Source organism: Amycolatopsis sp. NPDC049691, assembly GCF_040675005.1.
Taxonomy (GTDB): Bacteria; Actinomycetota; Actinomycetes; order Mycobacteriales; family Pseudonocardiaceae; genus Amycolatopsis.
Map to the genome: position 1 here is coordinate 45986 of NZ_JBFANX010000007.1, position 22645 is coordinate 68630.

At 70.9% G+C, this 22645-nt stretch carries 21 protein-coding genes and 1 pseudogene; 11 read left to right on the forward strand and 11 right to left on the reverse strand.

Annotated features, from left to right (window positions below; all coding sequences use genetic code 11):
• Positions 1 to 144 precede the first annotated feature (144 nt).
• Positions 145 to 723, reverse strand: coding sequence for a hypothetical protein (locus AB0J40_RS17650; RefSeq protein WP_364454736.1), 579 nt, complete (start codon positions 721 to 723; stop codon positions 145 to 147).
• A 215-nt stretch (positions 724 to 938) separates the two neighbouring features.
• Here AB0J40_RS17650 and AB0J40_RS17655 point away from each other — a divergent pair, with 215 nt between their 5' ends.
• The 3 genes from AB0J40_RS17655 to AB0J40_RS17665 all read left to right on the forward strand — a co-directional run bounded on the left by AB0J40_RS17655 (position 939) and on the right by AB0J40_RS17665 (position 3380).
• Positions 939 to 1514: a dihydrofolate reductase family protein gene (locus AB0J40_RS17655; RefSeq protein ID WP_364453841.1), complete on the forward strand. Its 576-nt coding sequence runs from the start codon at positions 939 to 941 to the stop codon at positions 1512 to 1514.
• Positions 1515 to 1548: 34 nt separating this feature from the next.
• Positions 1549 to 2175 (forward strand): alpha-ketoglutarate-dependent dioxygenase AlkB, encoded by a 627-nt coding sequence (locus AB0J40_RS17660; protein WP_364453843.1) that lies wholly within the window; start codon positions 1549 to 1551, stop codon positions 2173 to 2175.
• Positions 2176 to 2423: 248 nt separating this feature from the next.
• The gene (locus AB0J40_RS17665) at positions 2424 to 3380 is read left to right on the forward strand and encodes a DUF1152 domain-containing protein (RefSeq protein ID WP_364453846.1); all 957 of its coding nucleotides are present in this window, start codon (positions 2424 to 2426) and stop codon (positions 3378 to 3380) included.
• Positions 3381 to 3385: 5 nt separating this feature from the next.
• Here AB0J40_RS17665 and AB0J40_RS17670 read toward each other — a convergent pair whose 3' ends face one another.
• Complete coding sequence (locus AB0J40_RS17670) at positions 3386 to 4663, reverse strand: cytochrome P450 (RefSeq protein WP_364453849.1); 1278 nt, start codon at positions 4661 to 4663, stop codon at positions 3386 to 3388.
• 53 nt (positions 4664 to 4716) lie between these two features.
• Complete coding sequence (locus tag AB0J40_RS17675) at positions 4717 to 6378, reverse strand: peptide-N4-asparagine amidase (protein WP_364453852.1); 1662 nt, start codon at positions 6376 to 6378, stop codon at positions 4717 to 4719.
• Positions 6379 to 6524: 146 nt separating this feature from the next.
• On the opposite strand from AB0J40_RS17675, the gene AB0J40_RS17680 reads away from it, so the two are divergent.
• Positions 6525 to 7520: a LacI family DNA-binding transcriptional regulator gene (locus tag AB0J40_RS17680; protein WP_364453855.1), complete on the forward strand. Its 996-nt coding sequence runs from the start codon at positions 6525 to 6527 to the stop codon at positions 7518 to 7520.
• Between the two features lie 3 nt (positions 7521 to 7523).
• Here AB0J40_RS17680 and AB0J40_RS17685 read toward each other — a convergent pair whose 3' ends face one another.
• Positions 7524 to 8387, reverse strand: coding sequence for a pyridoxal-phosphate dependent enzyme (locus AB0J40_RS17685; RefSeq protein WP_364453858.1), 864 nt, complete (start codon positions 8385 to 8387; stop codon positions 7524 to 7526).
• 68 nt (positions 8388 to 8455) lie between these two features.
• Between AB0J40_RS17685 and AB0J40_RS17690 the strand changes: the two genes are divergently transcribed.
• Positions 8456 to 9667 carry an MFS transporter gene (locus AB0J40_RS17690; RefSeq protein ID WP_364453860.1) on the forward strand — a complete coding sequence of 404 codons (1212 nt, stop codon included), beginning with the start codon at positions 8456 to 8458 and terminating at the stop codon, positions 9665 to 9667.
• Between the two features lie 47 nt (positions 9668 to 9714).
• Here the strand turns inward: AB0J40_RS17690 and AB0J40_RS17695 are convergent, their stop codons facing one another.
• From AB0J40_RS17695 to AB0J40_RS17705, 3 genes are read right to left on the reverse strand one after another with little or no spacing between them, the layout of a single operon-like run.
• Positions 9715 to 10605 carry an ROK family protein gene (locus AB0J40_RS17695; RefSeq protein WP_364453863.1) on the reverse strand — a complete coding sequence of 297 codons (891 nt, stop codon included), beginning with the start codon at positions 10603 to 10605 and terminating at the stop codon, positions 9715 to 9717.
• Entirely contained in the window at positions 10602 to 13469 is a 2868-nt protein-coding gene (locus AB0J40_RS17700; protein WP_364453866.1) for a beta-mannosidase, read from the reverse strand. The genes AB0J40_RS17695 and AB0J40_RS17700 overlap by 4 nt, the downstream gene beginning before the upstream one ends.
• Positions 13466 to 14896, reverse strand: coding sequence for an APC family permease (locus AB0J40_RS17705; RefSeq protein ID WP_364453868.1), 1431 nt, complete (start codon positions 14894 to 14896; stop codon positions 13466 to 13468). Before AB0J40_RS17705 ends, AB0J40_RS17700 begins: the two co-directional genes overlap by 4 nt.
• 137 nt (positions 14897 to 15033) lie before the next feature.
• On the opposite strand from AB0J40_RS17705, the gene AB0J40_RS17710 reads away from it, so the two are divergent.
• Positions 15034 to 16203 (forward strand): ROK family protein, encoded by a 1170-nt coding sequence (locus AB0J40_RS17710; RefSeq protein ID WP_364454739.1) that lies wholly within the window; start codon positions 15034 to 15036, stop codon positions 16201 to 16203.
• Between the two features lie 490 nt (positions 16204 to 16693).
• Here the strand turns inward: AB0J40_RS17710 and AB0J40_RS17715 are convergent, their stop codons facing one another.
• Positions 16694 to 16924, reverse strand: coding sequence for a hypothetical protein (locus AB0J40_RS17715; RefSeq protein ID WP_364453870.1), 231 nt, complete (start codon positions 16922 to 16924; stop codon positions 16694 to 16696).
• Positions 16925 to 17148: 224 nt separating this feature from the next.
• Between AB0J40_RS17715 and AB0J40_RS17720 the strand changes: the two genes are divergently transcribed.
• From AB0J40_RS17720 to AB0J40_RS17740, 5 genes are all read left to right on the forward strand, one after another.
• Positions 17149 to 17412, forward strand: a complete 264-nt coding sequence (locus tag AB0J40_RS17720) for a hypothetical protein (protein WP_364453872.1) — start codon at positions 17149 to 17151, stop codon at positions 17410 to 17412.
• Positions 17413 to 17484: 72 nt separating this feature from the next.
• Complete coding sequence (locus AB0J40_RS17725) at positions 17485 to 18978, forward strand: MFS transporter (protein WP_364453875.1); 1494 nt, start codon at positions 17485 to 17487, stop codon at positions 18976 to 18978.
• A 2-nt stretch (positions 18979 to 18980) separates the two neighbouring features.
• Positions 18981 to 19553, forward strand: a complete 573-nt coding sequence (locus tag AB0J40_RS17730; protein ID WP_364453877.1) for a TetR family transcriptional regulator — start codon at positions 18981 to 18983, stop codon at positions 19551 to 19553.
• 123 nt (positions 19554 to 19676) lie between these two features.
• On the forward strand, positions 19677 to 20228 hold the full coding sequence (locus AB0J40_RS17735; protein ID WP_364453880.1) for a snapalysin family zinc-dependent metalloprotease: 552 nt from the start codon (positions 19677 to 19679) through the stop codon (positions 20226 to 20228).
• A gap of 66 nt (positions 20229 to 20294) precedes the next feature.
• Complete coding sequence (locus AB0J40_RS17740; protein WP_364453883.1) at positions 20295 to 20798, forward strand: DUF3592 domain-containing protein; 504 nt, start codon at positions 20295 to 20297, stop codon at positions 20796 to 20798.
• A 56-nt stretch (positions 20799 to 20854) separates the two neighbouring features.
• Here AB0J40_RS17740 and AB0J40_RS17745 read toward each other — a convergent pair.
• The 3 genes and pseudogenes from AB0J40_RS17745 to AB0J40_RS17755 form a co-directional block, all read right to left on the reverse strand.
• Positions 20855 to 21232, reverse strand: a pseudogene (locus tag AB0J40_RS17745) (dihydrofolate reductase); the annotation flags it as partial.
• Positions 21229 to 22026, reverse strand: coding sequence for a thymidylate synthase (locus AB0J40_RS17750; protein WP_364453885.1), 798 nt, complete (start codon positions 22024 to 22026; stop codon positions 21229 to 21231). The pseudogene AB0J40_RS17745 and the gene AB0J40_RS17750, both read right to left, overlap by 4 nt.
• A gap of 10 nt (positions 22027 to 22036) precedes the next feature.
• Positions 22037 to 22633 (reverse strand): TetR/AcrR family transcriptional regulator, encoded by a 597-nt coding sequence (locus tag AB0J40_RS17755; RefSeq protein WP_364453888.1) that lies wholly within the window; start codon positions 22631 to 22633, stop codon positions 22037 to 22039.
• Positions 22634 to 22645: the final 12 nt, after the last annotated feature.

Here is a 22645-nt window from a genome sequence, read left to right on the forward strand (position 1 = left end):
CCGCCATCTGGCACAACCGCGCCACCGGCCAGCCCGTCACCCGATCCCTAACCGCCTACGACCACTAACCCGAGTTACGCATCACTCGTCTAGGCCGGGCCGGTGACCGGGTCGCCGCACGGCGCGACCCGGTCACCTGGTCGCCTACTTGTGCCAGAACCTGATACCGCTCCACTGCACCGTGATCGGCCCGGCGCCGCTGCTGGTGCGGTAGCTGCCGAACTTGTCGTAGTAGCTCCCGCCCGGACTCGAGACCGAGTCCTTCTGCGAGCCGTTGATGTACACCTTGTGCGTGCTGCCGACCTGGTTGATCGTGTTCACCCGGACGCTCGTGCCCACGGTCGCTCCGGTGGCGATCGTCTCCCCGCCGTGGACGGCGTAGAGGCGGCCGCCTTTCTCCACCGCCAGCAGGAAGAACGGACCGGCGTCGGAACCGTCCCGGAACGTCTGCTTCAGGCTGATCCGGGAGCCGCCCATGCTCGTGATCTTGAACGAACCCTCGAACTGGTGGGTGCCGCCGGTGTAGGTGGTGTAGCGGCGTTCCGCGCGCTGGTCACCGCCGGCCGTGGAGCAGGTGAGCTTGAACGTGAGCCCGGAGACGTCGCCGCACCCCCGCTCCTGCTCCGAGTACCCCGGCGAGTCCGGGATCCACGGACCGGTCCCCACCTGGGCACCGGCGACCGGGGTGAGTACCGCGAGCCCCGTCGCGACCGCCGCGAGCACGCCCGCGCCGCGTAGTTTGCGCACCGTCCGACCTCCTGTCACTCGAGGCGGCGGTAGCGGACAAAGGTTCAGACCTTTACTCCGCGTGAGCACGACTGTACGAGCCCGGGCCGCCGCGAACAAGGCCTCGGAAGATTTTCCGGAGGGGTTGTCGAATCCGGCCACGGCCGTTCGACAGACTCGTGAGAGCACGGAACGACCACCGAGGAGCACCCATGCGCACCCTGATCGCCACCGCCTTCGTCTCGCTCGACGGCGTCGTCGAAGCCCCCGGCGGCGAGGCCGGCTACCGCAACGCCGGCTGGACCTTCAAGGACATCGAGTTCGACCCGGCGGCCTACGAGCTCAAGGGCCGTGAGCAGGGCGAATCCGCCGCGATGATGATGGGCCGGGTCAGCTACGAGGCGTTCGCGCCGGTGTGGCCGGGCATGACCGAGGAGTTCGCGGGCTACAACGCGATGCCCAAGTACGTCGTCTCGACGACGCTGTCCGAGCGGGACCTGGTGACGAACTGGGGCGAGATCACCATCCTGCGGTCGCTCGACGACGTCGCCGCGCTCAAGGAGACCGACGGCGGGCCGATCACCGTCCACGGCAGCGCCACGCTGAACCGCGCGCTGGCCGACGCCGGCCTGATCGACCGCTACCACCTGCTGGTGTTCCCGGTCCTGCTGGGCGCGGGCAAGCGGCTGTTCAGCGCGGCCGACAAGGACAAGCAGAGCCTGAAGGTCGTCGAGAGCGAGACCTACGGCAACGGCATCCAGAAGCTCGTCTACGACGTGATTCACTAGAACAGGTGTTCGATCTTGGTGTAGAGTGGGGACCATGAACCCGGCTCTCCAGTCTTCGCTGTTCGACGCCCAGGGGTCGATCGCGCTGCGCCCCCTCGCGCCCGAGCGGACCGACCTCGGCTCGGGCGCGTGGGTCGACATCCAGCCCGGCTGGCTCGAGGGCGCCGACGAGCTGTTCGCGGCGCTGGTCGAGGGCGTGCCGTGGCAGGCGGAGAAGCGGAAGATGTACGACCGCGTCGTTGCCGTGCCGCGGCTGCTGAGCTACTACCGCGAGAACGCGCCGCTCCCCCACCCGGCATTGACCGCGGCGCGCGACGCGTTGAGCCGGCACTACCTGAAGGAACTGCGCGAGCCGTTCCGGACGGCGGGGTTGTGTTATTACCGCGACGGTCGCGACAGCGTGGCTTGGCACGGCGACCGGATCGGCCGCGGGGCCAGGGAGGACACCATGGTCGCGATCCTGTCCGTCGGGGCGGCTCGGAACTTGGCCTTGCGGCCTCGGGGTGGGGGCGGGAAGACGTTGGCGCGGCCACTCGGGCACGGGGATTTGCTTGTCATGGGCGGGAGTTGCCAGCGGACGTGGGAGCATTCGGTTCCCAAGACCGCCAAGGCTGTGGGGCCTCGGATCTCTGTTCAGTTTCGACCTCGCGGGGTGAACTGAGGGTTCGCTGCTGATCCCGCGGCCGGGCCGGCCGCCGCCATGGATGAGCTGGAAGCCGACTTCACGCTGCGGGCTAGTGTCCTGACCGGCGCCGAGAACACCTTCAGCGCCCCGGCATGGACCTCAAGGCCCCGGGAGCCGGGAGCCGGGAGCCGGGAGCCGGGAGCCGGGAGCCGGGAGCCGGGAGCCGGGAGCCGGGAGTGAGGTTAGTCCAAAAAGGACTTCCCTGAACCCCGTACCATGGCCTGGTGCACAGTCTTTCCGAGCCACCCCTCTTCGGCCGGCTTCGTTCCGCTCAGCGGGTTCTCGTTGCCGGAGCCGGGGGTGGCTTCGATGTCTACGCCGGACTTCCGCTCGCCTTTGCCCTTCGATCACAAGGCAAAGATGTCCACCTCGCCAACCTCGCCTTCAGTGATCTCAACCGGCTCGATCTCGACGACTGGCTCTCCCCCGGCCTCGCGGCCGTGCGTCCCGGCAGCTCCGGCGACGATGCCTACTTCCCCGAACGGACCCTGGCCCGGTGGCTCGACTCCCGCGGCTGGCCACCCATAGTGCACGCCTTCCCCCGCGCCGGGGTTCGGCCGCTGCGCGCCGCCTACGAGCACCTCGTGCGGCACCTTCGCCTTGATGCCGTCGTTCTCGTCGACGGCGGCACCGACATCCTCCTGCGCGGCGATGAAGCCGGGCTCGGGACACCCGAAGAAGACATGACCAGCCTTGCCGCCGTCGCCGCCCTCGATGGTGTCGATCGGCTCGTCGTCAGTCTCGGCTTCGGCATCGATGCCTTTCACGGCGTCTGCCACGCCCACGTCCTCGAGAACCTCGCCGCCCTCGATCGGGTCGGTGGGTACCTCGGGGCCCTCTCCATTCCCTCGCGGTCGCCCGAAGCCGAGGCCTACCTCGACGCCGTTGCCGATGCTCAGCGCGCCACCCCGGACCGGCCCAGCATCGTGCACGGGCAGATCGCCGCCGCCCTGCGTGGCGAGTTCGGCGACACCCAGTTCACGATGCGCACCGCCGGCAGCGAACTCTTCGTCAACCCGCTGATGGGCGTCTACTTCACCGTCGACCTGGCGATCCTCGCCCAAAGCGTCGGGTACCTCGGCGAACTCGCCGGCACCGAGAGCGCCACCGACGTCGCCATGGTCATCGAAGCCCACCGCGACCGCGTCGAACGGCGGCCGCGGCGGCCCATTCCGCACTGATCCGCTCAGTCCACCAGGACCGGCAGCTCGTCCAGGCCGTACACAATGGACACCTTGCGGAACGACAGCTCCTCTTCGGGCACCGCGAGCCGCAGGTTCGGGAACCGGCGGACCAGCGCCGGGTACGCCGTGCGCAGCTCCATCCGGGCCAGCTCAGCGCCGATGCAGCGGTGGATGCCGTAGCTGAACGCCAGGTGGGACGTCGGCTCGCGGGTGGCGTCGAACTTCTCCATGTCCGGGCCCAGCTTCGGGTCGCGATCGGCCGCCGACAGCGACACCAGCACGATGTCGCCCTCGCTGATCCGCGCGCCCGCGATCTCCATGTCCTCCTTGGCGAACCGCGGGAACGCCATCTGGACGACCGTCAGGTACCGCAGCAGCTCCTCGACGAACCGGTGCACCGACTGCTCGTCGCCGCGGACTGCCTCGAACGCCTGCTCGTCGCGCAGCAGCACCAGCGCGCCGAGCGCGAGCATGCTGGCCGTCGTCTCCAGGCCGCCGGTGAGCACGCCGTCGGCGAGACCGGCCAGCTCGCGGTCGTCGATCTCGTCGCCGTGCTCCTTGATCAGCATGCCCAGGAGGCCGTCGCCCGGCTCCTCGCGCTGCTTCTTCACGATGTCGAGCAGGTAGGTCAGCGACTCCGACATCGCGCCGAGCGAGGCACCCGCGCCGCCGAAGAGGTCGAACCGGGCGGTGCTCAGCCGCTGGAAGTCCTCGCGGTCTTCGTAGGACACGCCGAGCAGCTCACAGATCGTCAGCGACGGGATCGGCAGCGCGAACGCCTGCCACAGGTCGACCGGCCCGTCTGCCTTGGCCATCGCGTCGAGCTGCTCGGTGACGATCTCGTCGATGCGCGGCGTCAGCCGGCTCAACCGCCGCATCGTGAACTCCGGGGTGAGCAGCTTCCGCAGCCGCGTGTGCACCGGTGGGTCCGCGAAGCCGAGCCCGCCCGGGTTCTGGTCCGCGGTGACGCCGGCGTTGCCGACGAGGTTGCCGAAGTCGCTGGAGAACCCGGTCGCCTTGCCGAGCACCGCCTTCGCCTCGTCGTAGCCCGTGACCAGCCAGGCGTTCATCCCGAACGGCAGGTCGAGCTTGCTGATCGGCGCTTCGGCGCGGCGCTCGGCCATCGCGGGCACCGGGTCGAGACCCTCGCGCCGGAGCGGTTCCAACGCCGAGTCCGGCAGGATGGACGACATCTTTTCGAGGTCGAAGCCTTTTTTCGACTGGCGCGCGAGGTACCGGCGCCCGACCCAGCCCAGGACCCGTGAGCGGAGACTCCCCATGGATCCGACAGTACCGCACTAGCCCGATCGGGTGAGGAACGGCGAGACCGGACTCACCTCCGCGGCGGGACCTCCCGGTTCTCGGTGATCCGCCCGTGCTCGCTCGCGACGTAGTGGAAGTACGGCCGGCCCGAGTCGTCGGTGCCGGCGTAGGACGTGCGGGAGCGGCCGTCGGCCTCCGTGTTGACGCCGTTCGTGCGGGCCAGCACCCCCGACGAGCTCAGCCACTCCGTCGACGCCCGGACCGGCCGCCAGTGCCGGCCGTCGCCGGTGAGGTCGCCGAGGACCTGCGTCATCTGCGCCGAGCCGGAGATCCGCAGGTTCTGGTCGTCGGTGATGTTCGCGGTGGCGTCGGTGGTCAGCGGGTAGGACCAGGTGTGCCGGTCCGCCGAGCGCACCCGGCCGTCCACAGTGGACGTCGAGGTCTGCTGCCCCGCGTCGCCCTGCACGACGTGCTGGGTGAAGCCGCCGCCGGTGACGTCGTCGCTGTTGCGGTAGTCGCGGGTGCGTTCGACGCGCGTGTACACGCGGCCGGCGGAGGTGTCGACGTAGCCGGCGGTCACGTCGTGGCGCTTCGCCGTGACGGTCACGTTCACGCCGTCCTGGATGTCCTTCACGGTCTCCTGCCGCACCGGGGCCGCGGCGACGTCGTGCTGGACCAGGGCGCCGGTGGTCCGCGCGGCGTTCTTGTCGGTGTAGAGCAGGAGCGTCGGGACGACGGTGAACTCGCCGCCGATGTCCGGGAAGGAGAAGGAGAGGTCGTGCGCGGCGCCGTCCACGAGCCGGCCCGCGAACGGCGTGATGTCGTAGGTTTCGGCGTGCAGGCTGAAGGTGTCGATCGCGACGATCGGCCGCCACAGCTGCGGCACGATCCCGCCGGAGTAGATGTGCGGGAAGGTGAACGCGCTGCCGGCGGGCGTCCCGTCGAGCGCGAAGTTCGCTTCGCGGTAGGGGCCCTTGCCGCAGAGCCCGGCGGCGGGGTACTTCGCCGCCACGGCGTCCGGGACGTCGTCGAACCACTGCTCGTCGCAGGCGTGGCCTTCGAGGGTGACCTCGAGGTAGGCGCGGGTGATGTTGCGCGGCAGGTCCTTCGCACTGAAGTGGACGGTGGGCGCCGCGGGGGTCGCGTCGGCGTGCCCGAACCCGGCCACGTGGTCGGCCGTCTCGGGCGCGGGGTGCTTCCGGTCGGCCTGGTAGTAGGTGAGCGTCACGGTCTGGGCGTACACGCCGGTGTAGACCGGCGAGTTGTAGTTCTCGATGCCGCCGTGGAACGGCTGCGGCGTGCGCAGCAGCGCCGTGTAGGGCGTGAGGTCCTTGTCGAAGTGGTAGGTGATCGGCCGGGTGCCCTCGCCGCTGGGCTCCTCGGTGGTCCCCCACCAGACTTCGGTGCCGCCGATCCGCAGGTCGCCGATCCGGTCGTACTGGCGGCCGCTGACGGTCACGGTCTGGTCCATGACGACTTTCGCCCACGGCCCGGGGCAGGCCTTCGGCGGCGCGAGCGTGCCCTCGTAGTACTGGGGCGTGCCGTCGGTGGTGTTGGAGCGGAAGGCGTCGGCGAGGGTGACCGTGCAGTGCGCGGTGTCCGGCCGGGTCACCGCGGGCGCCGCCGTCACCGGGTCGTCGGTGTCGTGTTCGAGCACGGGGTCCGCCGAGGCGACCGCCCCGGAGAGCACCCACGTCAGCACCAGTGACAGGACGATCGTGAAGATCCGCACCCCGACTCCTCCCAGTGGCAGGCACACCGGTCGGGAGCCTAGTGCCGCGATCATCCGACGAACGGGTGGACATCGACCGGACAAGCACGTCCCTGAAACGTTTCAGCACCATGGTAGGCTCACGCCCTTCTCAGCGAGGGGGTGCGGTGGTCGGCATCAAGGACGTCGCGAAGCGGGCGGGCGTCTCGATCGGCACGGTGTCCAATGTGGTCAACCGGCCGCACGTGGTCGCCGCGGCCACCCGGAACCGGGTGCTGTCGGTCATCGAAGAGCTCGGCTACGTCCGCGACGAGTCGGCCCGGCAGCTGCGCGCCGGCCGCAGCCGGATCATGGGCCTGCTGGTGCTCGACCTCGGCAACCCGTTCTTCGTGGACGTCGCCCGCGGCGCCGAGCAGGCCGCGCACGCCGAGGGCCTCAACATCATCACCTGCAACAGCGGCCAGCGCTCCGACCTCGAGGCGTCCTACCTGGCGATGTTCGCCGAGCAGCGGGTCCGCGGCGTGTTGCTGAGCCCGGTCGGGACGTCCGGCGAGGCGCTGCGCGCGTTCCGCCGCAGCGGCACGCCGTACGTGTTCGTCGACCGCAAGGCGCCGACGTCGGAGGCCAGTTCGGTCGCGGTGGACGACATCGCGGGCGGCGCGCTCGCCGCGCGTCACCTCCTGGAGACCGGCCACCACCGCATCGCGTTCGTCAACGGACCGGCGATCCTCGCCCAGTGCCGCGACCGCGAGCAGGGCTTGCGGACGGCGCTGGAGGGCGCGGCGGTCGAGCTGACCGTGCTGGAGGCGATCGGCCTCGACGTGGCCTCGGGCCGCGACGCGGGCGCCCGCCTGCTGGGCACGATCCCCCGCCCGACGGCGGTGTTCTGCGCGAACGACCTCCTCGCCCTGGGCGTCCTGCAGGCGATGGTGGGCGCGGGCGTGCGCGTCCCGGACGAGATGGCGATCGTCGGCTACGACGACATCGAGTTCGCGGGCGCGGCGGCGGTCCCCTTGACCTCGGTCCGCCAGCCGGCCCAGCGCCTCGGCCGCACTGCGGCGGAGCTGCTGCTGGCGGAGACGGCCGACACGACGGTCGAGCACCAGGCGGTGGTGTTCACCCCGGAACTGGTCGTCCGCGAGTCGACCCGCGTGCGCCGGTGACGCCTACCCGGCGATGACGGCGACGATCGTCGTGCCCTCCGGGAACTCCCCGCCGCGGATGCGGTCCCACAGGCCGAACATCATCTTGGCTTCGTAGACCCAGTCGAGCCGGACGCCGTGGCGCCGCTCGAACTCGTCGACGAAGCCGTCGAGTTCGCTGGTCCGCCGGGCGAAGCCGCCGAAGTGGTGGCCCGTGTCGACCGTCCACTCCCCCAGTTCGCGTCCGAACGTCTCGCGCTGGAACCGGGCCACGTCGGCGCGCAGGAAGTCGCCGCCTTTCAGGGCCGAGAACCCGATTGCGCGCTGCCCTGGCCCGAGTGCGGCGGCGATCCCGGCGAGCGTCGCGCCGGTGCCGACGGCGCAGGTGACGACGTCGAACGGCCGGTCGAGCTCGGCGACCAGCTCGGCGCAGCCCCGGACACCCGCCGCGTTGGCGCCGCCTTCCGGGATCAGGAAGAACTCGCCCCACTCGCGTCGCAGCGCGGCGAGAACGGCGGGACCGGTTTTGGCGCGGTACGCCGTGCGGTCGAGGTAGGTGAGCCGCATGCCGTGGCCGGCCGCCGCCCGCAGCACGTCGTTGAGGGGCCGGTGTTCCTCGCCCCGGACGACGCCGACCGTCTCGAAGCCGAAGTGGTGGCCGGCCGCGGCGGTGGCGAGCAGGTGGTTGGAGTAGGCCCCGCCGAAGGTCAGCAAGCGGGTGGCGCCGGCGTCGGCGGCGGCCCGGAGGTTGTGCTTGAGCTTGCGCCACTTGTTGCCGGGCAGCTCGGGGTGGATCAGGTCGTCGCGCTTGAGGAGGACGCGCACGCCGCGTCCCGGCTCCCCCAGCTCGACGAGCGGCGAAGGCACGGTGAGCCGCAGCTTCGTCACGCAGCGATGATAAATCGTTTGAACCGCGAACCACCCTTCGGCATCATGTCGATCATGGGGCCGGGCGCGTGACGAACAGGTGGGTGCGGCTGCAGGCCGTCGCGGTGTCCGGATCGTCCGCCGAAGGCCTGATGCTCGCCGCGATTCCGCTGCTCGCCGTCTCCGTCACCACGGATCCGCGCGAGGTGTCGCTGGTCAACGTCGCCGGGCAGGCGCCGTGGCTGCTGCTCTCGCTCTTCGCCGGCGTGCTCATCGACCGCGTCCGGCGGACGACGGTGATCGCCTGGGCGTACGCCGTGCAGGTCGTGGCCGCGCTCGTGCTGGCCGTGGCCGTCTCCGCCGGCGGCCTGAGCCTGCCGTTGCTGCTGGTCGTCGCGTTCGTGGTGACGTCGGCGCAGGTGCTCGGCGACGGCGCGAGCGGCGCGCTGGTGCCGGAGATCGTCCCGGTGGACCGGCTGGCCCACGCCAACGCGCGGCTGCAGGTGATCGACCGCGGGGTCGTGCAGTTCGTCGTCCCGCCGCTGACCGGGTTCCTGATCGCCGTCGCCGCCGGAGCACCCGCGTGGCTGGCGGCGGCCTTCGCGCTGCTCGCGCTGGTGCTGGTCCGCCGCATCCACTCGGAGAGCGTGGTCGCCGCGCGAACCCATCCGATGCGGGACCTGTCGGCGGGGCTGCGGCACCTGGTGCGGACACCGCTGCTGCGCTCGATCACGCTCAACGTGGCGCTCGGCTCGTTCGCGGCGAGCGCGGGCAACTCGATGTTCGTGCTGTACGCGACGCAGGTCCTGCACGTCGGCTCGGTCGGCTACGGCCTGCTGCTCGCGTGCCTGGCGTTCGGCTGGATCGCGTCGTCGTTCGTGGTGCAGAAGGTGGTCGACCGGATCGGCTACTCTCGGTCGATGCGGTTCGGGCAGAGCTTCGGCGTGGTGACGAACCTGCTGATCGCGCTGGTCCCGCCGTGGCCCCCACTGGTGGGCGCGGTACTGGTGCTGCTGACGGCGACGGTGCTGATCTGGAACGTGTGCTCCCAGTCCAGCCGCCAGCGCTTCACACCGGCGCCCCTGCTCGGCCGGGTGCTGACGAGCCACCGCGCGCTGGCTTGGGGGTTGACCCCACTGGGCGCGCTGACAGGTGGTTTCGTGGCGGCGCACTGGGGTTTGCGCGCGGTGTGGGTGATGGCCGCGGCGATCCAGGCGGTGAGCGCGGTACTGGTGTGGTTCACCCTTTCTCCCGCGGCGTTCGACCGCACCGAACGCGAGATGGCCGAAGCTCAGGCTTGATACCGGGTGGCGTGCCGGGTCGGGGCACCGGCACGCCACCCGGACGCCTACCCGCCCAACGCCAACGCCACCGCGCCCAGCAGTGCCGCGTCCTGGTCGAACCTCGCCGACACCAGCTCCGGCGGGAACGGCACGGCGTGCGCCAGCCGGTCGGCCAGTGCCGGTAGCAGCACGTCCGCCGAGCGCACCAGACCGCCGCCCACCGCGATGCGCTGCGGGTCCAGCGCGATCGCCAGATTGGCCACGTGCATCGACAGCTCGTCGAGCGCCGCCGTCACCAGTTCCTTCGCCTCGACGTTCTCCTTGGCCAGTGCGAACAACTCGCCGGCGGTGACCGGGCGGCCGAGCAACTCGCTCGCCCGGCCGCCCAGCCCACGCCCACCGACGGCTTCCTCGAGCGGCGCCGCTCCGCTCGCGAAACCCTCGGTGTCCTGCGGCGAGAGCAGGTTGTACCCGATCTCGCCCGCAGCTCCGTTGGCGCCGGTCAGCAACCGGCCGCCGACCAGCACCGCCGCCGCGATGCCCGTGCCCAGCGACAGGAACACCGCCGGGTCCGCCCCCTCCAGCGCGCCCCAGCGCCACTCCGCCAGCGCCGCCGCCTTCGCGTCCGTGCCCACCGAAATCGGCACGTCCGGGAACTCGGCCGCCACCAGCTCGGCCAGGTGCAGTTCCTCCCAGCCCGGGACGTTCGGCGCGAGCAGGATCCGGTCCGGCAGCACGATCCCCGGGCTGACAACGCCGATGGCGGCCGGCTCCGCACCCGACTCGGCCAGGAGCGATCGAGCCCCGGCCAGCGCCCGCACGACCACCTGCTCGGCCCCCGCCTGCGCGTCGGTGTCCAGCCGGCGGGTGGCCAGCAGGGTCCCGGCGTGGTCGGCGAGCCCCAGCGCCACCTTCGTGCCGCCGAAGTCGATCCCGAGAATCTTCCCGTCTGTCACTCCCTGGTCCCCTCGATCTGCGGCGCGACGGCCGCGTCCCCGTGGTGGCCGTACCCGCCGGCCGCCCCCACCACGATCCGGCCGGTGTTGAACCCGTCGATGCTGATCACCGGCACCGCGCCCCGCAGGTCGGACGCCTTGTAGGTGACGGTCAGCGTCTGCGACTGGCCCGGCCACAGCGTGATGTCGTTGTCGTCCCAGGTCGCGTTCGCGAGCTGGTTGTCGCCCGGTCCCTCGTGCCCGTCCGGCGTGCCGCGGCGGACGTCGGCCCGCAGGAAGAACGCCGCCCCCGGCGTCTTCGCCGTGTTGGTCACGGTCACCGTGGAGACGAGGTCGCCGCCGTTCGCGCGGGTCGACGCCACGGCGGCGACCTGCGACTTCGGCAGGTTCTGCAGGGCCTGCAGGTTGCTGTACTGCGACAGGGTCGCCTGTGGGTTGCCGAGCGTCTTGCCCCAGTCGACGACGTCCTTCTGCGTCGAGAGCCAGTAGACGTTCCGGTCGACGACCTTCCCGCCCTGCTTCACCTGCAGCTCGACGAAGTAGACCTGCGCGGGCGCCGGCGCCTTCGTCTCGGCGGGCACCTTCGGCTTCAGGACTCCGGTGCGCACGCCCTGGCTGCCCAGGCTCAGACCGGACGCGGTCTGGTCGTCGAGGACCTTGCCCGCGGTGTCGATCACCCGCGCCTGCACGGAAAGACCGGACTGCGTGGCCGCACCGAGGTTGTCCAGGGTGACCGACCCGTTGTCGTAGCCGTAGATCGCGTGCAGCGGCTTGTTCGCCTTCTTGGCGCCGAAGAACGCGCCGGCCTGGTCGCCGTCGTCGTTGTAGAGCGACCACAGCAGCGTCGGCCAGCCCTTGTTCAGCTGCCAGTAGACGACGCCGGTCGACGGGTTGGCCTTGTCGGTGGAGTGGTGCAGGAACGCCTCGAACTGCGAGCGGGTGTTCTCGTAGTTCGCGATGTTCGCCAAGTCCACATAGGACTTCAGGGAGTTCCACCTGCCGTACCGCTGCTGGATCGACTGGTCCAATGTGTACAGCGTGCCGAACGCGTAGCCGCCGTGGTCGGGCTCGAAGTTCGCGTGGTACTGGTTGTACTCCGGGTCCTGCCAGAGTTTCGCCTGCTCGGCAGGCGAAAGGAACCGCTTGATCGAGTCCAGCGTCGGCACGGTGTGCCCGGCGCTCTGCTCGCTCGCGAAGCCCCACGACCCGCCCGCGTTGGTGCGGCTGTCGTCGGAAGCGTCGAAGTGCGAGGTGTCGTACCAGTACGACGGCGGGACCCAGTCGTACGGCCCCTCCTTCTCCCCCGAATTGCCCAGGGTCGGCGTGCTCTTGTACTCCGCCGAGGCGATCACCGGGACCTGGAAGTCCTCCTGCTTGAACGCGCTGAGGACGGCGCTCTCCTGGTTCGGGAACGGCTCGTTGTCGCTCCAGCCGTAGTTGAACACGCTGGGGTGGTTGCGTTCGCGCTGCGCGATGCCGACCGACGAGTCGTGGATGATCCGCAGGTCCCGCGCACCGAGCTGCTCGGCGGTGTCCGGCTGCCAGGCGTCGCAGCACAGGAACCCGCCGATGACCAGGAGACCGGCGCGGTCGGCCTGGTCGTAGAAGTCCTGCGGCATGTCGTGGCCCTCGAGCCGGACGCCGGAGAGGCCCATGTTCTTGATCAGCGCGATCTGGTGCGCGGTGTCGGCCTTGTCGTAGCGCAGGAACAGGTCCGGCGCGAAGCCGCCGCCGCGGAACACGAAGTCCCTGCCGTTGATCGTGAACTGCCGCGCGCCTTCCGGCAGCGGCGCGGACTTCCCGACCAGGCGCGAGGTGACCGTGCGGATGCCGAAGGTGCTCTTCGACGACGTCGACAGCACGCCGTCCTGCGAGACCGCGGTGCTCAGGGTGTACAGCGGCTGGTCGCCCATCGAGTACGGCCACCAGACCCGTGGCTTGCTGATCTTCACCGGCGCGAAGGTGACGGTCTGCTTGGTGCCCGCCGGGATCGTGACGCGCTGCTTGACGACGATCGGCGCACCCGACGGCGGGGTGATCGTCGCGGCGACGTCGCCGGCCTGCGAAGTGGCGGCGTCGTTGGTGACGTCGACCTTCACCGTCAGCTTCGAGCTGGACAGGTCGGGCGCGTTGTCCTGCACGACGTGCGCGTTGTCGCCGGTGAGCGCGTCCCCCACCTGCAGGGTCGGGGGGAACTGGATGCCGGTGTCGTTGTCCGGCGGGATCTGGCCCCAGTCGACCTGGTCGAGCGTGTACATCTTGAGCGGGTTGTTCGGGTAGACCTTGATGGCCAAGGTGTTCTTGCCCGGCTTGACCAGCTTCGAGACGTCGAAGGTGTGCCCGGCGAAGGCGCCGCTCACGACGTCCTTCGTGGCGACGAGCGTGCCGTTCACCCAGACGTCGCCCTCGCCGACGATGCCCGGGATGGTCAGCTTCGCGTGCTGGCCGGTCTTGAAGTCCGGCGTGAAGTCGGTCCGGTACCACCAGGGATCGGAGAACGGCTTTGTGACGACCGGGCCCAGCTTGTCGACGTACCCGAAGCACTTGCGCATGTTGTCGGAGTAGAAGACGTCGGGGCACTTGCCGTTCTGCACCAGGGCGTTGATCTCGGTGCCGGGCGCGCCGGCGTCGTCCGGCTTGACCGGCAGCCAGCCGCGGGTGGCGTACCCGGGCGTGGAAACCTTGTCGCCGCCGTCCTTGACGTTCGCGGTGGTCAGGACCTGCCAGCCCTGCGCGCCGATCGTGGTGAGGCCGTGCGGCTTCGCCACGTCGGTTCCAGCGTCCTGAGCGGCGGCGGGTCCGGCGACGCTGAGCACGCCGGGCACGAGCAGCAGCGCGGCGAGTGCCGCGAGCTTCTTCGTCATGCCTGAGCCCCTTCGGTGTCGGTGGAGGCGAAGGCCTCCTTGATCTCCTTGGGTCCGAACGGCCAGGTGTTCTCGGCCTTGGCGTAGACCAGGTACGCGAGCGCGCCGACGGCGATCCAGCCCAGTGACAGCCCGATCGAGAGCCAGTCGGCCGAGATGTAGATGTAGACCCAGCCGACGAGCGCGATCAGCGTCGGCACCGGGTAGAGCCACTGGCGGTACGGCCGCCGCAGCTCCGGCTGCCGTCGCCGCAGCACGACGATCGCGGCGACCTGGGCCAGCGACTGGATGATGACCAGCGTCGCGACCGCCGCGTTGATCACCGTGGTCAGGGTGAACAGGGAGCCCAGGATCGTGATGGCGCCCATCGTGAGCACGCCCGCGGTGGGCAGGTGCAGCTTCGGGTGCAGCTTGCCGAACATCGGCAGGAAGACCTTGTCGCGCGCGGCTTCGAACGGCACGCGCGAGCCGCCGAGCAGCCCGGCGAAGACCGAGCCAATGGCGGCGATGACGATCAGCACGGTGATGGCCTTCGCCGTGCCGGTGCCCCACACCTGTTCCAGCACCGACGAAGCGACCGACTTCGCGTCCTTAAGTTGGTCCAGCGGGATCGAGCCGAGCACGCCGACCTGCAGCAGGAAGTACAGGCCCATGATGCCGAGGATCGAGAAGATGATGGAGCGGGGCAACGTGCGGCCCGGCGTGCGCACCTCGCCACCGAGGTAGGCGGTCGTGTTGTAGCCGAGGTAGTCGTAGATGGCGATGATCAGGCCGGCGCCGAGGCCGCCCCAGAACGTGCCGTCGCCGGCCGAGCTGAACGCGCCCGGGGTGAACGCGAACGCCTGCGCCGCGCTGAAGTGCGAGAACGCCGCGACGATCGTCGTCAGCACGGCGGCGAGCATGATCACGAACAGCACCGTCGTGAGTTTGGAGATCTGGCCGATCTTCCGGAACAGCGCCAGGATGATCACGAGCGTGATGCCGACGCCGATGATCTTGCCCAGTGGCGTCGTGCCCGCGTCGTCGGTGACGCCGGGGATCAGGTAGCCGAGGTACTGGACGAGCCCGATGATGCCGGTGGACATGATCAGCGGGATGAACAGCACCGCGCTCCACACGAACAGGAACGGCATCAGCCGGCCGGTGCGGTACTGGAACGCCTCGCGCAGGTAGAGGTAGGTGCCGCCGGCGCCCGGCATGGCGGCGCCGAGCTCGGCCCAGATGAGCCCGTCGGCCAGCGCGACGATCGCCCCGATGATCCAGCCGAACATCGCCTGCGGGCCGCCCATCGTGGCGACCATGGCCGGGATCGTGACGAACGGGCCGATACCGCACATCTGCGTCATGTTGATCGCGGTGGCCTGCAGGGGGCCGATCTTGCGTTCAAGGGCGGGCTGCGGCTCCCCTGAACGAGTGGGTGAACTCACGACGTGCCTCCGGCTAGTAGTTAGTAAAGTTTCTTAACATAGAACGGGCGGGGTCGAAAGAGTTCCGTCGATAAACTTGCGGCAACACAGGAGGACTCGTGGGGCAAATCGGGCCGCAGGTCGGAACTCCGGCGAGCATGCGGGCACTGAACCAGCGTCTCGTGCTGGACCGGTTGCGCGCGCACGGCGAGGCGACGCGACCGCAGATCGCCGCCGACACGGGGTTGTCGAAACCCACGGTGGGACAGGCACTCCTCGACCTCGAGCGACACGGACTGGTCCGGACCACTGGCCGCAGCCTGCCCGGCCCGGGCCGCGCGGCGGTGGTGTACCGGGCGGCGCCGGACGCGGGACACGTCGTCGGCGTCGACATCGGGCGGCGCGCGATCCGGATCGCGGTGGCGGACCTGGAGGGCAGCATCGTCGCCCGGCTCGACGAGCCCAACCGGTGCCGCTCCGCGAGCGCTTTGGTGCGCACGGTGAGCGAATCCGTCGAACGCGCGGTGGCTTCGGCCGGGCTGGCACCGCACGACGTCGTCGCGACGGTGGTCGGCACGCCGGGCGTCCCCGACCCGGCCACCGGGACGGTCCACCGCGCGCCGAACCTCCCGGGCTGGGAGCGGCGCGGGGTGCTGCACGAGCTCGTGGCGGCACTGGGCGGCGCGGGGTCGGACGTCGTGGTGGAGAACGACGCGAACCTGTGCGCGGTGGGCGAGCACGCGCTCGGGGCGGCGCTGGGCGTGGACGTGCTGGTGTGCTTGACGGTGGGGACGGGCATCGGGATGGGCTTGCTGGTGGAGGGCCGCCTGTTCCGCGGCGCCCACGGCGCGGCGGGCGAGATCGCGGATCTGCCGTTCGGTCCGGTGCCGTCGACCGCGGGGGCGCGCCGGCCTGGGCCGATGGAGACCGCGGCGGCGGGGCAGGCCGTCGTGGAGGCGGCTCGGGCTTCGGGGTTGGCGGTGCGGTCGGCGAAGGACGTTTTCCAGCTGGCGCGGGGTGGGGACGCGGTGGCTTTGGCGGTGGTGGCGGAGGAAGCGGAGAAGCTGGCGTACGTGGTCGCGGCGGTGACCGCGGTGCTGGACCCGCGGTTGATTGTGCTGGGCGGCGGGATCGGCGGCAACGCGGACTTGCTGGCGGGGCCGATGCGGCGGGCGCTCGCGGCGACGGTGCCGGTGGTGCCGGAGATCGTGGCGGGCCAGCTGGGCGAGGACGCGGTGCTGGCGGGGGCGATCGCGACGGCTCTGGGGACGGCGCGGGAGCTGGTCTTCGACCGGCGCGGCCTGCGCCGGGTGGCCGGGGAGGGTTAGCGGGGAGAACGACCGGTCAGGCCGCACAGAGAACGACCGGTCAGGCGGTAGGGAGAACGACCGGTCAGGCCGAGGGGAGAATGACCGGTCGCTCTTTAGGATCACGGGATGAGCTACCCGCCAAGTTCGACCAGCGCGGCTCGTACCGAGCAGCTTGGGCGGGTTGGCAGAGAGAACGACCGGTCGGGCTGCAGAGAGAATGACTGGTCTCCCTTTGGGACCGCGGAATGAACTCCCCGCCGAGTCGACCGGCGCGGCTCGTACCGAGCACCTTGGGAGGGTTAGCGGAGAGAACGACCGGTCAGGCCGCAGGAAGAATGACCGGTCAGGCCGCAGAGAGAACGACCGGTCACCCCCACCGGCCGGCGAAGTACTCCCCCGGCAAGTTCGCTCGAAAGCCGCCAGCACGGGAAAACGCCCCAACCCGAAGGCCGCCCAAGGCGAGAGCGACCGACCCCAGCCTGCCCGGCGCAGTCAACCACCCGGCGAGTCAGTCCGAAGGCCCCCGCAGCGTGAGCACCACCCGCAGCACGTGCTCCACCGCCGTCGGGAACGGCGCGCCCCTCAGTTCGCCTCGTTCCGCCAGGTTCTCCGCCGCGAACTCCAGCACCCGCTCCGGCCCGCCCCGCCGCACGACCAGCGCCGCCAGGTCCTCGAGGTCCAGGTCCGGGTGGTCCAAGCGCGTCAAGGCGAACTCGACCATCAGCTCCTCCGCCGTCATGTCCACCTCCACCCTCCATCGTAGGCGCCACTGGCTAACACTTGATCGAACCGATCGCGAGCCCCGATGCGGTGACGTCGGCGCGCCGGCCCACCACCCTCAGCAGGCACCATTGGGCCGTTCGGCGGGTATTTCGGGCGATCGTGTACACAACGCGAATACCCGGTAACCCGGACGAGCCGGTCAGTCATGATGCATAACCCACCGGCGGACGGAGGCGACCCATGGCGATGCACCGGTACCGCACCCGGCCCGTCGTCCGGCGGCCGCGGCACGCCCTGCCCGCGCGGTGGTGGCCACCCATGCTCCTCGCCGCCTCCATCGCCGCCGTCATTCCGGGTGACACCCTCGGCGGCCTGCTCGTCGGGACGTGCGTGCTCGTCGCCCTCACCGCGCTCGCCGCCGCGCGCCGGGTGCTCGGGCACGCCGCCGTGCACGTCAACCTCATCCTCGCCGAAGAACTGAACGAAGCCCCGCGAGACCGCTGACCCCGGTCCGCGCAGCACGGTGACCGGTTTCACCCGCGTTACTGTACCGTCCAGACGGTATAGTAATGAACCATGACGACCACCGCGCCCACCCCGGAACTCCGCACCCTGAGCCCCCGTCGCCGCTGGGCCGCGCTGGGCGTGCTGGTCGGCGCGGTCCTCCTCCTCGCGGTGGACGGCACGGTGCTCTACCTCGCCGTCCCGTCGCTCACGCGCGAGCTCGCGCCGACCGCCGTGGAGGTCCTCTGGATCGGCGACGTCTACTCGCTCGCACTGGCCGGTCTGCTCGTCACCGCCGGCAACCTCGCCGACCGGTTCGGCCGCAAGAAGGTGCTGCTGCTCGGCACCGCGGCGTTCGGGCTGGCCTCCGCGCTGGCGGCCTTCTCCCCCACCGCCGGGGTGCTCGTCGTCGCCCGGCTGCTGCTGGGCATCGCGGGCGCGACGATCATGCCGTCGACGCTCTCCCTCATCCGCACCCTCTTCACCGACCCGCGCGAGCGCACCCGCGCCATCGCGATCTGGTCGGCCGGGTCGGGTGGCGGCATCGCGCTGGGCCCGCTCGTCGGCGGCACGCTGCTCGAGCACTTCTGGTGGGGCTCGGTGTTCCTGATCAACGTGCCGATCGTCGTCGTCTTCCTGATCGCGGGCGCCGTCCTGCTGCCGGAGTCGCGCGATCCGGACCCCGGCCGGTTCGACGTGTTCTCGGCGGCCCTGTCGATGGCCGCGATCGTCCCGCTGGTCTACGCGGTCAAGCACGCCGTCAGCGCGGGGATCGACGCGCAGGTCGCCGTGGCCGCCGCCATCGGGATCGCCGCCGGCGTCCTGTTCGTGCGCCGGCAGAAGCGCGCGGCCGACCCGCTGATCGACGTCACCCTGTTCCGCAACGGGGCTTTCAGCGGCGCCGTCCTCGCCAGCTTCATCGCGGTCTTCGCGCTGATGGGCCTGCTGTTCTTCTTCTCCCAGTACCTGCAGCTCGTCCGCGGCTTCTCACCGCTGCAGGCGGGCTTCGCGGAGATGCCGGCGACGCTCGCGTCGATCGTCGTCGTGGCCGCGGTCGGGGTGGTCGTCGGCCGGCTCGGCCGGGGGCGGGCCGTCGCCGCGGCCCTCGCCGTCGCCGCGCTGGGGCTGGCGCTGGTCGCCGTCGCCGAGCGGCTGCCGCAGTACTGGTGGCTCGGCCTGACGCTCGTCCCGGTCGGGCTCGGCGTCGGCCTCGCGCTGACCCTCACCGTCGACTCGGTGCTCTCGGCCGTGCCGCGGGACAAAGCCGGTTCGGCGTCCGCGATCTCCGAGACCGCGTACGAACTCGGTGCGGCACTGGGCATCGCGATCCTCGGCTCGCTCGTCACGGTGGTCTACCGCGCCTTCTTGCCGGCCGGTCCGATCCCGGCCGAGGTCCGCGATTCCCTTGCGGCGGCGGCGAACGCGCTCGATCCGGGGTCCGGACTCGCGCACGCCGCCCGCGAGGCGTTCACCGGTGCCATGCAGGTGACGTCGCTCGCGGCCGCCGCGGTCACCGCCGTCGCCGCGGTCATCGCCTGGCGTACCATTCCGTCCGGAAAGGACTGAGCATGCCTCGCAAAGCCGGGCGCGGCCCGGAAGAGACGCGCCGGGCGCTGCTGGACGCGGCCGGGACCGTCATCCGCACGCGCGGGATCGCCGCGTCGCTCGACGAAATCGCGAAGGCGGCCGGCGTGTCGAAAGGCGGGCTGCTGTACCACTTCCCCGCCAAGGACGCGCTGGTCCGCACCCTGGCGCAGGACCTGCTGGACGCCTTCCGCACCGAGGTCCACGCGGCGCTGGACCCGGCCGACACCGCCCCGGGCCGGCTGACACGCGCGTACGTCCGGGCGTCGCTGGACACGTCCTACGACGAGGTCGCGGTCCGCGAGAACATCGCCCTGATCGCGCAGCTGATCTCGATCCCCGAGATCGCCGAGCTGGCCCGCGCGGACGCCGAGCGCTGGGACCGCGACCTGCGCGCCGACGGCCTGCCGGGCCCGGTGGTCACCCTGGTGGTCGCCGCGGCGGACGGCGCGAGCACGGCCCCCCTGTGGGGCGCGGGCATCGACGTCACCGCGGCACGCGAGCTCGAACAACAGCTCCTCGACCTCACGACCGGGGCTTTGTCAACCCGCGATTAGTGTTGGTAAATCACCACTTCTACCGCCCTACGGAAGTCGGCTCCCGGGCGGGCGAACAACCGGTAAATTTTCGACAGCGCGCGCAAATCCGGCAAATCCCCGTCCCCCACGAGGAGTCTTCCGATGTCGAGGAAGTTCGCTCTGGCCGGCGCCGTCGCGCTCGCCCTGACCATGACCCCGCTGGCCGCGGGAACCGCGTCGGCCGCCACCGAGCAGGAAGCGGCGGTCACCACCGTCTACTACAGCACCGCCAGCGCGCCGACGTTCCGGTCGGTCATCAACGCCGGTGCCGCCAACTGGAACCGCAGCGTCACCAACGTCAGACTGGTCGAGCGCAACTCCGGTGCCAGCCTCCGCTACACCGAGGGCAACGACCCCCGCGGCTCCTACGCCTCGACCAACGGGCACGGCAGCGGCACCATCTTCATCGACTACACCCAGGCCCGCCAGTACAACCCGACCCGCATCGCGGCGCACGAGACCGGCCACGCCCTCGGGCTGCCGGACCACTACTCGGGCCCGTGCTCGGAGCTGATGTCCGGCGGCGGCCCCGGCCCGTCGTGCACCAACGCCGTCCCGAACTCGGCCGAGCGCAGCCGGGTGAACTCGCTGTGGGCCAACGGCCTCGTCGCGACGAACCAGCAGCAGGTCCACGAAACGATCTACGGCTTCTGACCGTTCGCCGGTGAGCGGCCTCGGGGAATCGTCCCCGGGGCCGCTTCGCGTCGCCATACTGGACGCATGAGCGAGCCCGTGCCGGTCACCTGGGTGCGGGGCCGTCGTCCGCCACGGCCACGGAAACCGCGCCGGCGCGGACTGCGCGGGCGGACCGGCGCGGGGATCACCGCGGCGGGGCTCGTGCTGGCACTGGCCGTCGCGGCCGGCGCCTTCGCGGTACAGCGCTACGAGTCTCACATGCGCGAGTCGGGCGTGGAGGCCGTCGCCACCGTCGAGAACATCCTGGTCTTCCGCAGCGCCCGCAACCTCGAAGTCAGCTTCACCACCGCGACCGGCCGCGAAGTGACCACCCGGCTCGACGACTTCCCGCGGGACCCGGCGCCCGAGATCGGCGACCGGCTCACCATCCGCTACGACCCCGACCGACCGGACGTCACGCTGTGGGACGTCCGCGAACCGCCGGACTTCACCGGCGCCACGGTCTTCCTGGTCTGCCTGTCGGCCGTGCTGGCGGCGGCGTCCATCGTCTTCTTCTGCTTCACCCGGCGCCACTCGAGGAAGCGGTAGTGCAGCCCGGTCGACGACTCCTGCCACTCCCCCGCCACGTCCGGTGCCCGCCCCACCTCCGGCGCCCGCGTGTCACCCTCGAAAGTCTCCCGGATCTCCGTCACGACGATCCGGTCCGCGAACGGCAGCGCCGCCCGGTACACCGCCGCACCGCCGATCACCCAGCCGTCGCCGGACACCGCGTCCAGCGCCCCCGGCAGGTCCGGGAACGTCTCGACGCCTTCCTGCGGCGTGGACGACAGCACGACGTTGCGCCGGCCCGGCAGCGGCCGGAACCGCGGCGGCAGCGACTCCCACGTGCGGCGTCCCATGAGGACGGTCGCGCCCGCCGTCAGCGTGCGGAAGTGCTTCAGGTCCTCCGGGAGGTGCCACGGCAGCGTGCCGTCGCGGCCGATGACCCCGTTCGCCGACTGCGCCCAGACCAGCCCGATCACACCGCCACCGGCGCCTTGATGCCGGGGTGCGGGTCGTAGCCGTCGAGTGCGATGTCGTCGTAGGTGTAGTCGAAGAGGCTGTCGGCATCCTTGAGGCTCAGCGTCGGGAACGGCCGCGCCTCGCGGGCGAGCTGCTTGCGGACCTGCTCCTCGTGGTTGTCGTAGATGTGGCAGTCGCCGCCGGTCCACACGAAGTCGCCGGGGCGCAGCCCCACCTGCGCGGCGATCATGTGCGTCAGCAGCGCGTAGCTGGCGATGTTGAACGGCACGCCGAGGAACAGGTCGGCGCTGCGCTGGTACAGCTGGCACGACAGCTCGCCGCCGGCGACGTAGAACTGGAAGAACGCGTGGCACGGCGGCAGCGCCATCCGCGGGATGTCGGCGACGTTCCACGCGGACACGATGATCCGCCGCGAGTCCGGGTTCTCGCGCAGCGTGCGCAGGACCTCGGCGATCTGGTCGACGTGCCCGCCGTCCGGGGTCGGCCACGACCGCCACTGGACGCCGTAGACCGGGCCGAGGTCGCCGTCCGGCGCGGCCCATTCGTCCCAGATCGTGACGCCGTTGTCCTGCAGCCAGCGGACGTTGCTGTCGCCGCGCAGGAACCACAGCAGCTCGAAGGCGACCGAGCGGAAGTGGACCTTCTTCGTCGTGATCAGCGGGAAGCCGTCGGCGAGGCGGTAGCGCAGCTGGTGCCCGAAGATCGACCGCGTGCCGGTGCCGGTGCGGTCCGCCTTGCGGGCGCCGGTGTCGAGAACGTGGCGGAGCAGGTCTTCGTACTGCGTGTCGGGCATGCCTGCGAGCCTAGACGAGCCGTTCCAGATAGGCCCGGAGCATCGCCTTCAGCGGGTCGAGCAGCGCGACGGCGCCGTCGGGGTCGGCGCGGAACGCCTCCTGGATGACAGCGTCGGCCGCCAGGAACGCCGTGCGGCACGCCGTCGCGGCGGCTTCGTCGTCGCGGAGCAGGCCTTGGGCGACGAGCACGCGGTGCAGGCCGGCGGCCATCACGCGCTTGTGGGCGGCGTCGGCTTCCCGCGTCGCCTCGGTGAGGCCGCGGCCCAGCCAGAGCGCGCGGAACCCGGATTCGGCGCGGTACAACGCGGCGAAGGCGTCGACCAGCAGGCCGACGGGGTCGTCCCAGGTCTCCCGCGCGGCCTGGTCGGTGAAGGCCGCCATGAGGTCTTCGAGGCGGGCGAGGTAGCCGTCGGCCAGTGCTTCGGTGATGGCGTCGCGGTCGGGGAGGTACTGGTAGAGCGTCCCGACGGAGACGCCGGCCGCGGCCGCGACCCGGGTCGTCGTCAGCGCCTCGACGCCCTCTTCGGCGAGCAGCCGGTCCGCGGCCTCGAGCACCCGGGCGAGCTTTTCGCGGGCCCGGGCCTGGCGCGGTACTCGCCGCGGCATCCCGTCCTCCAA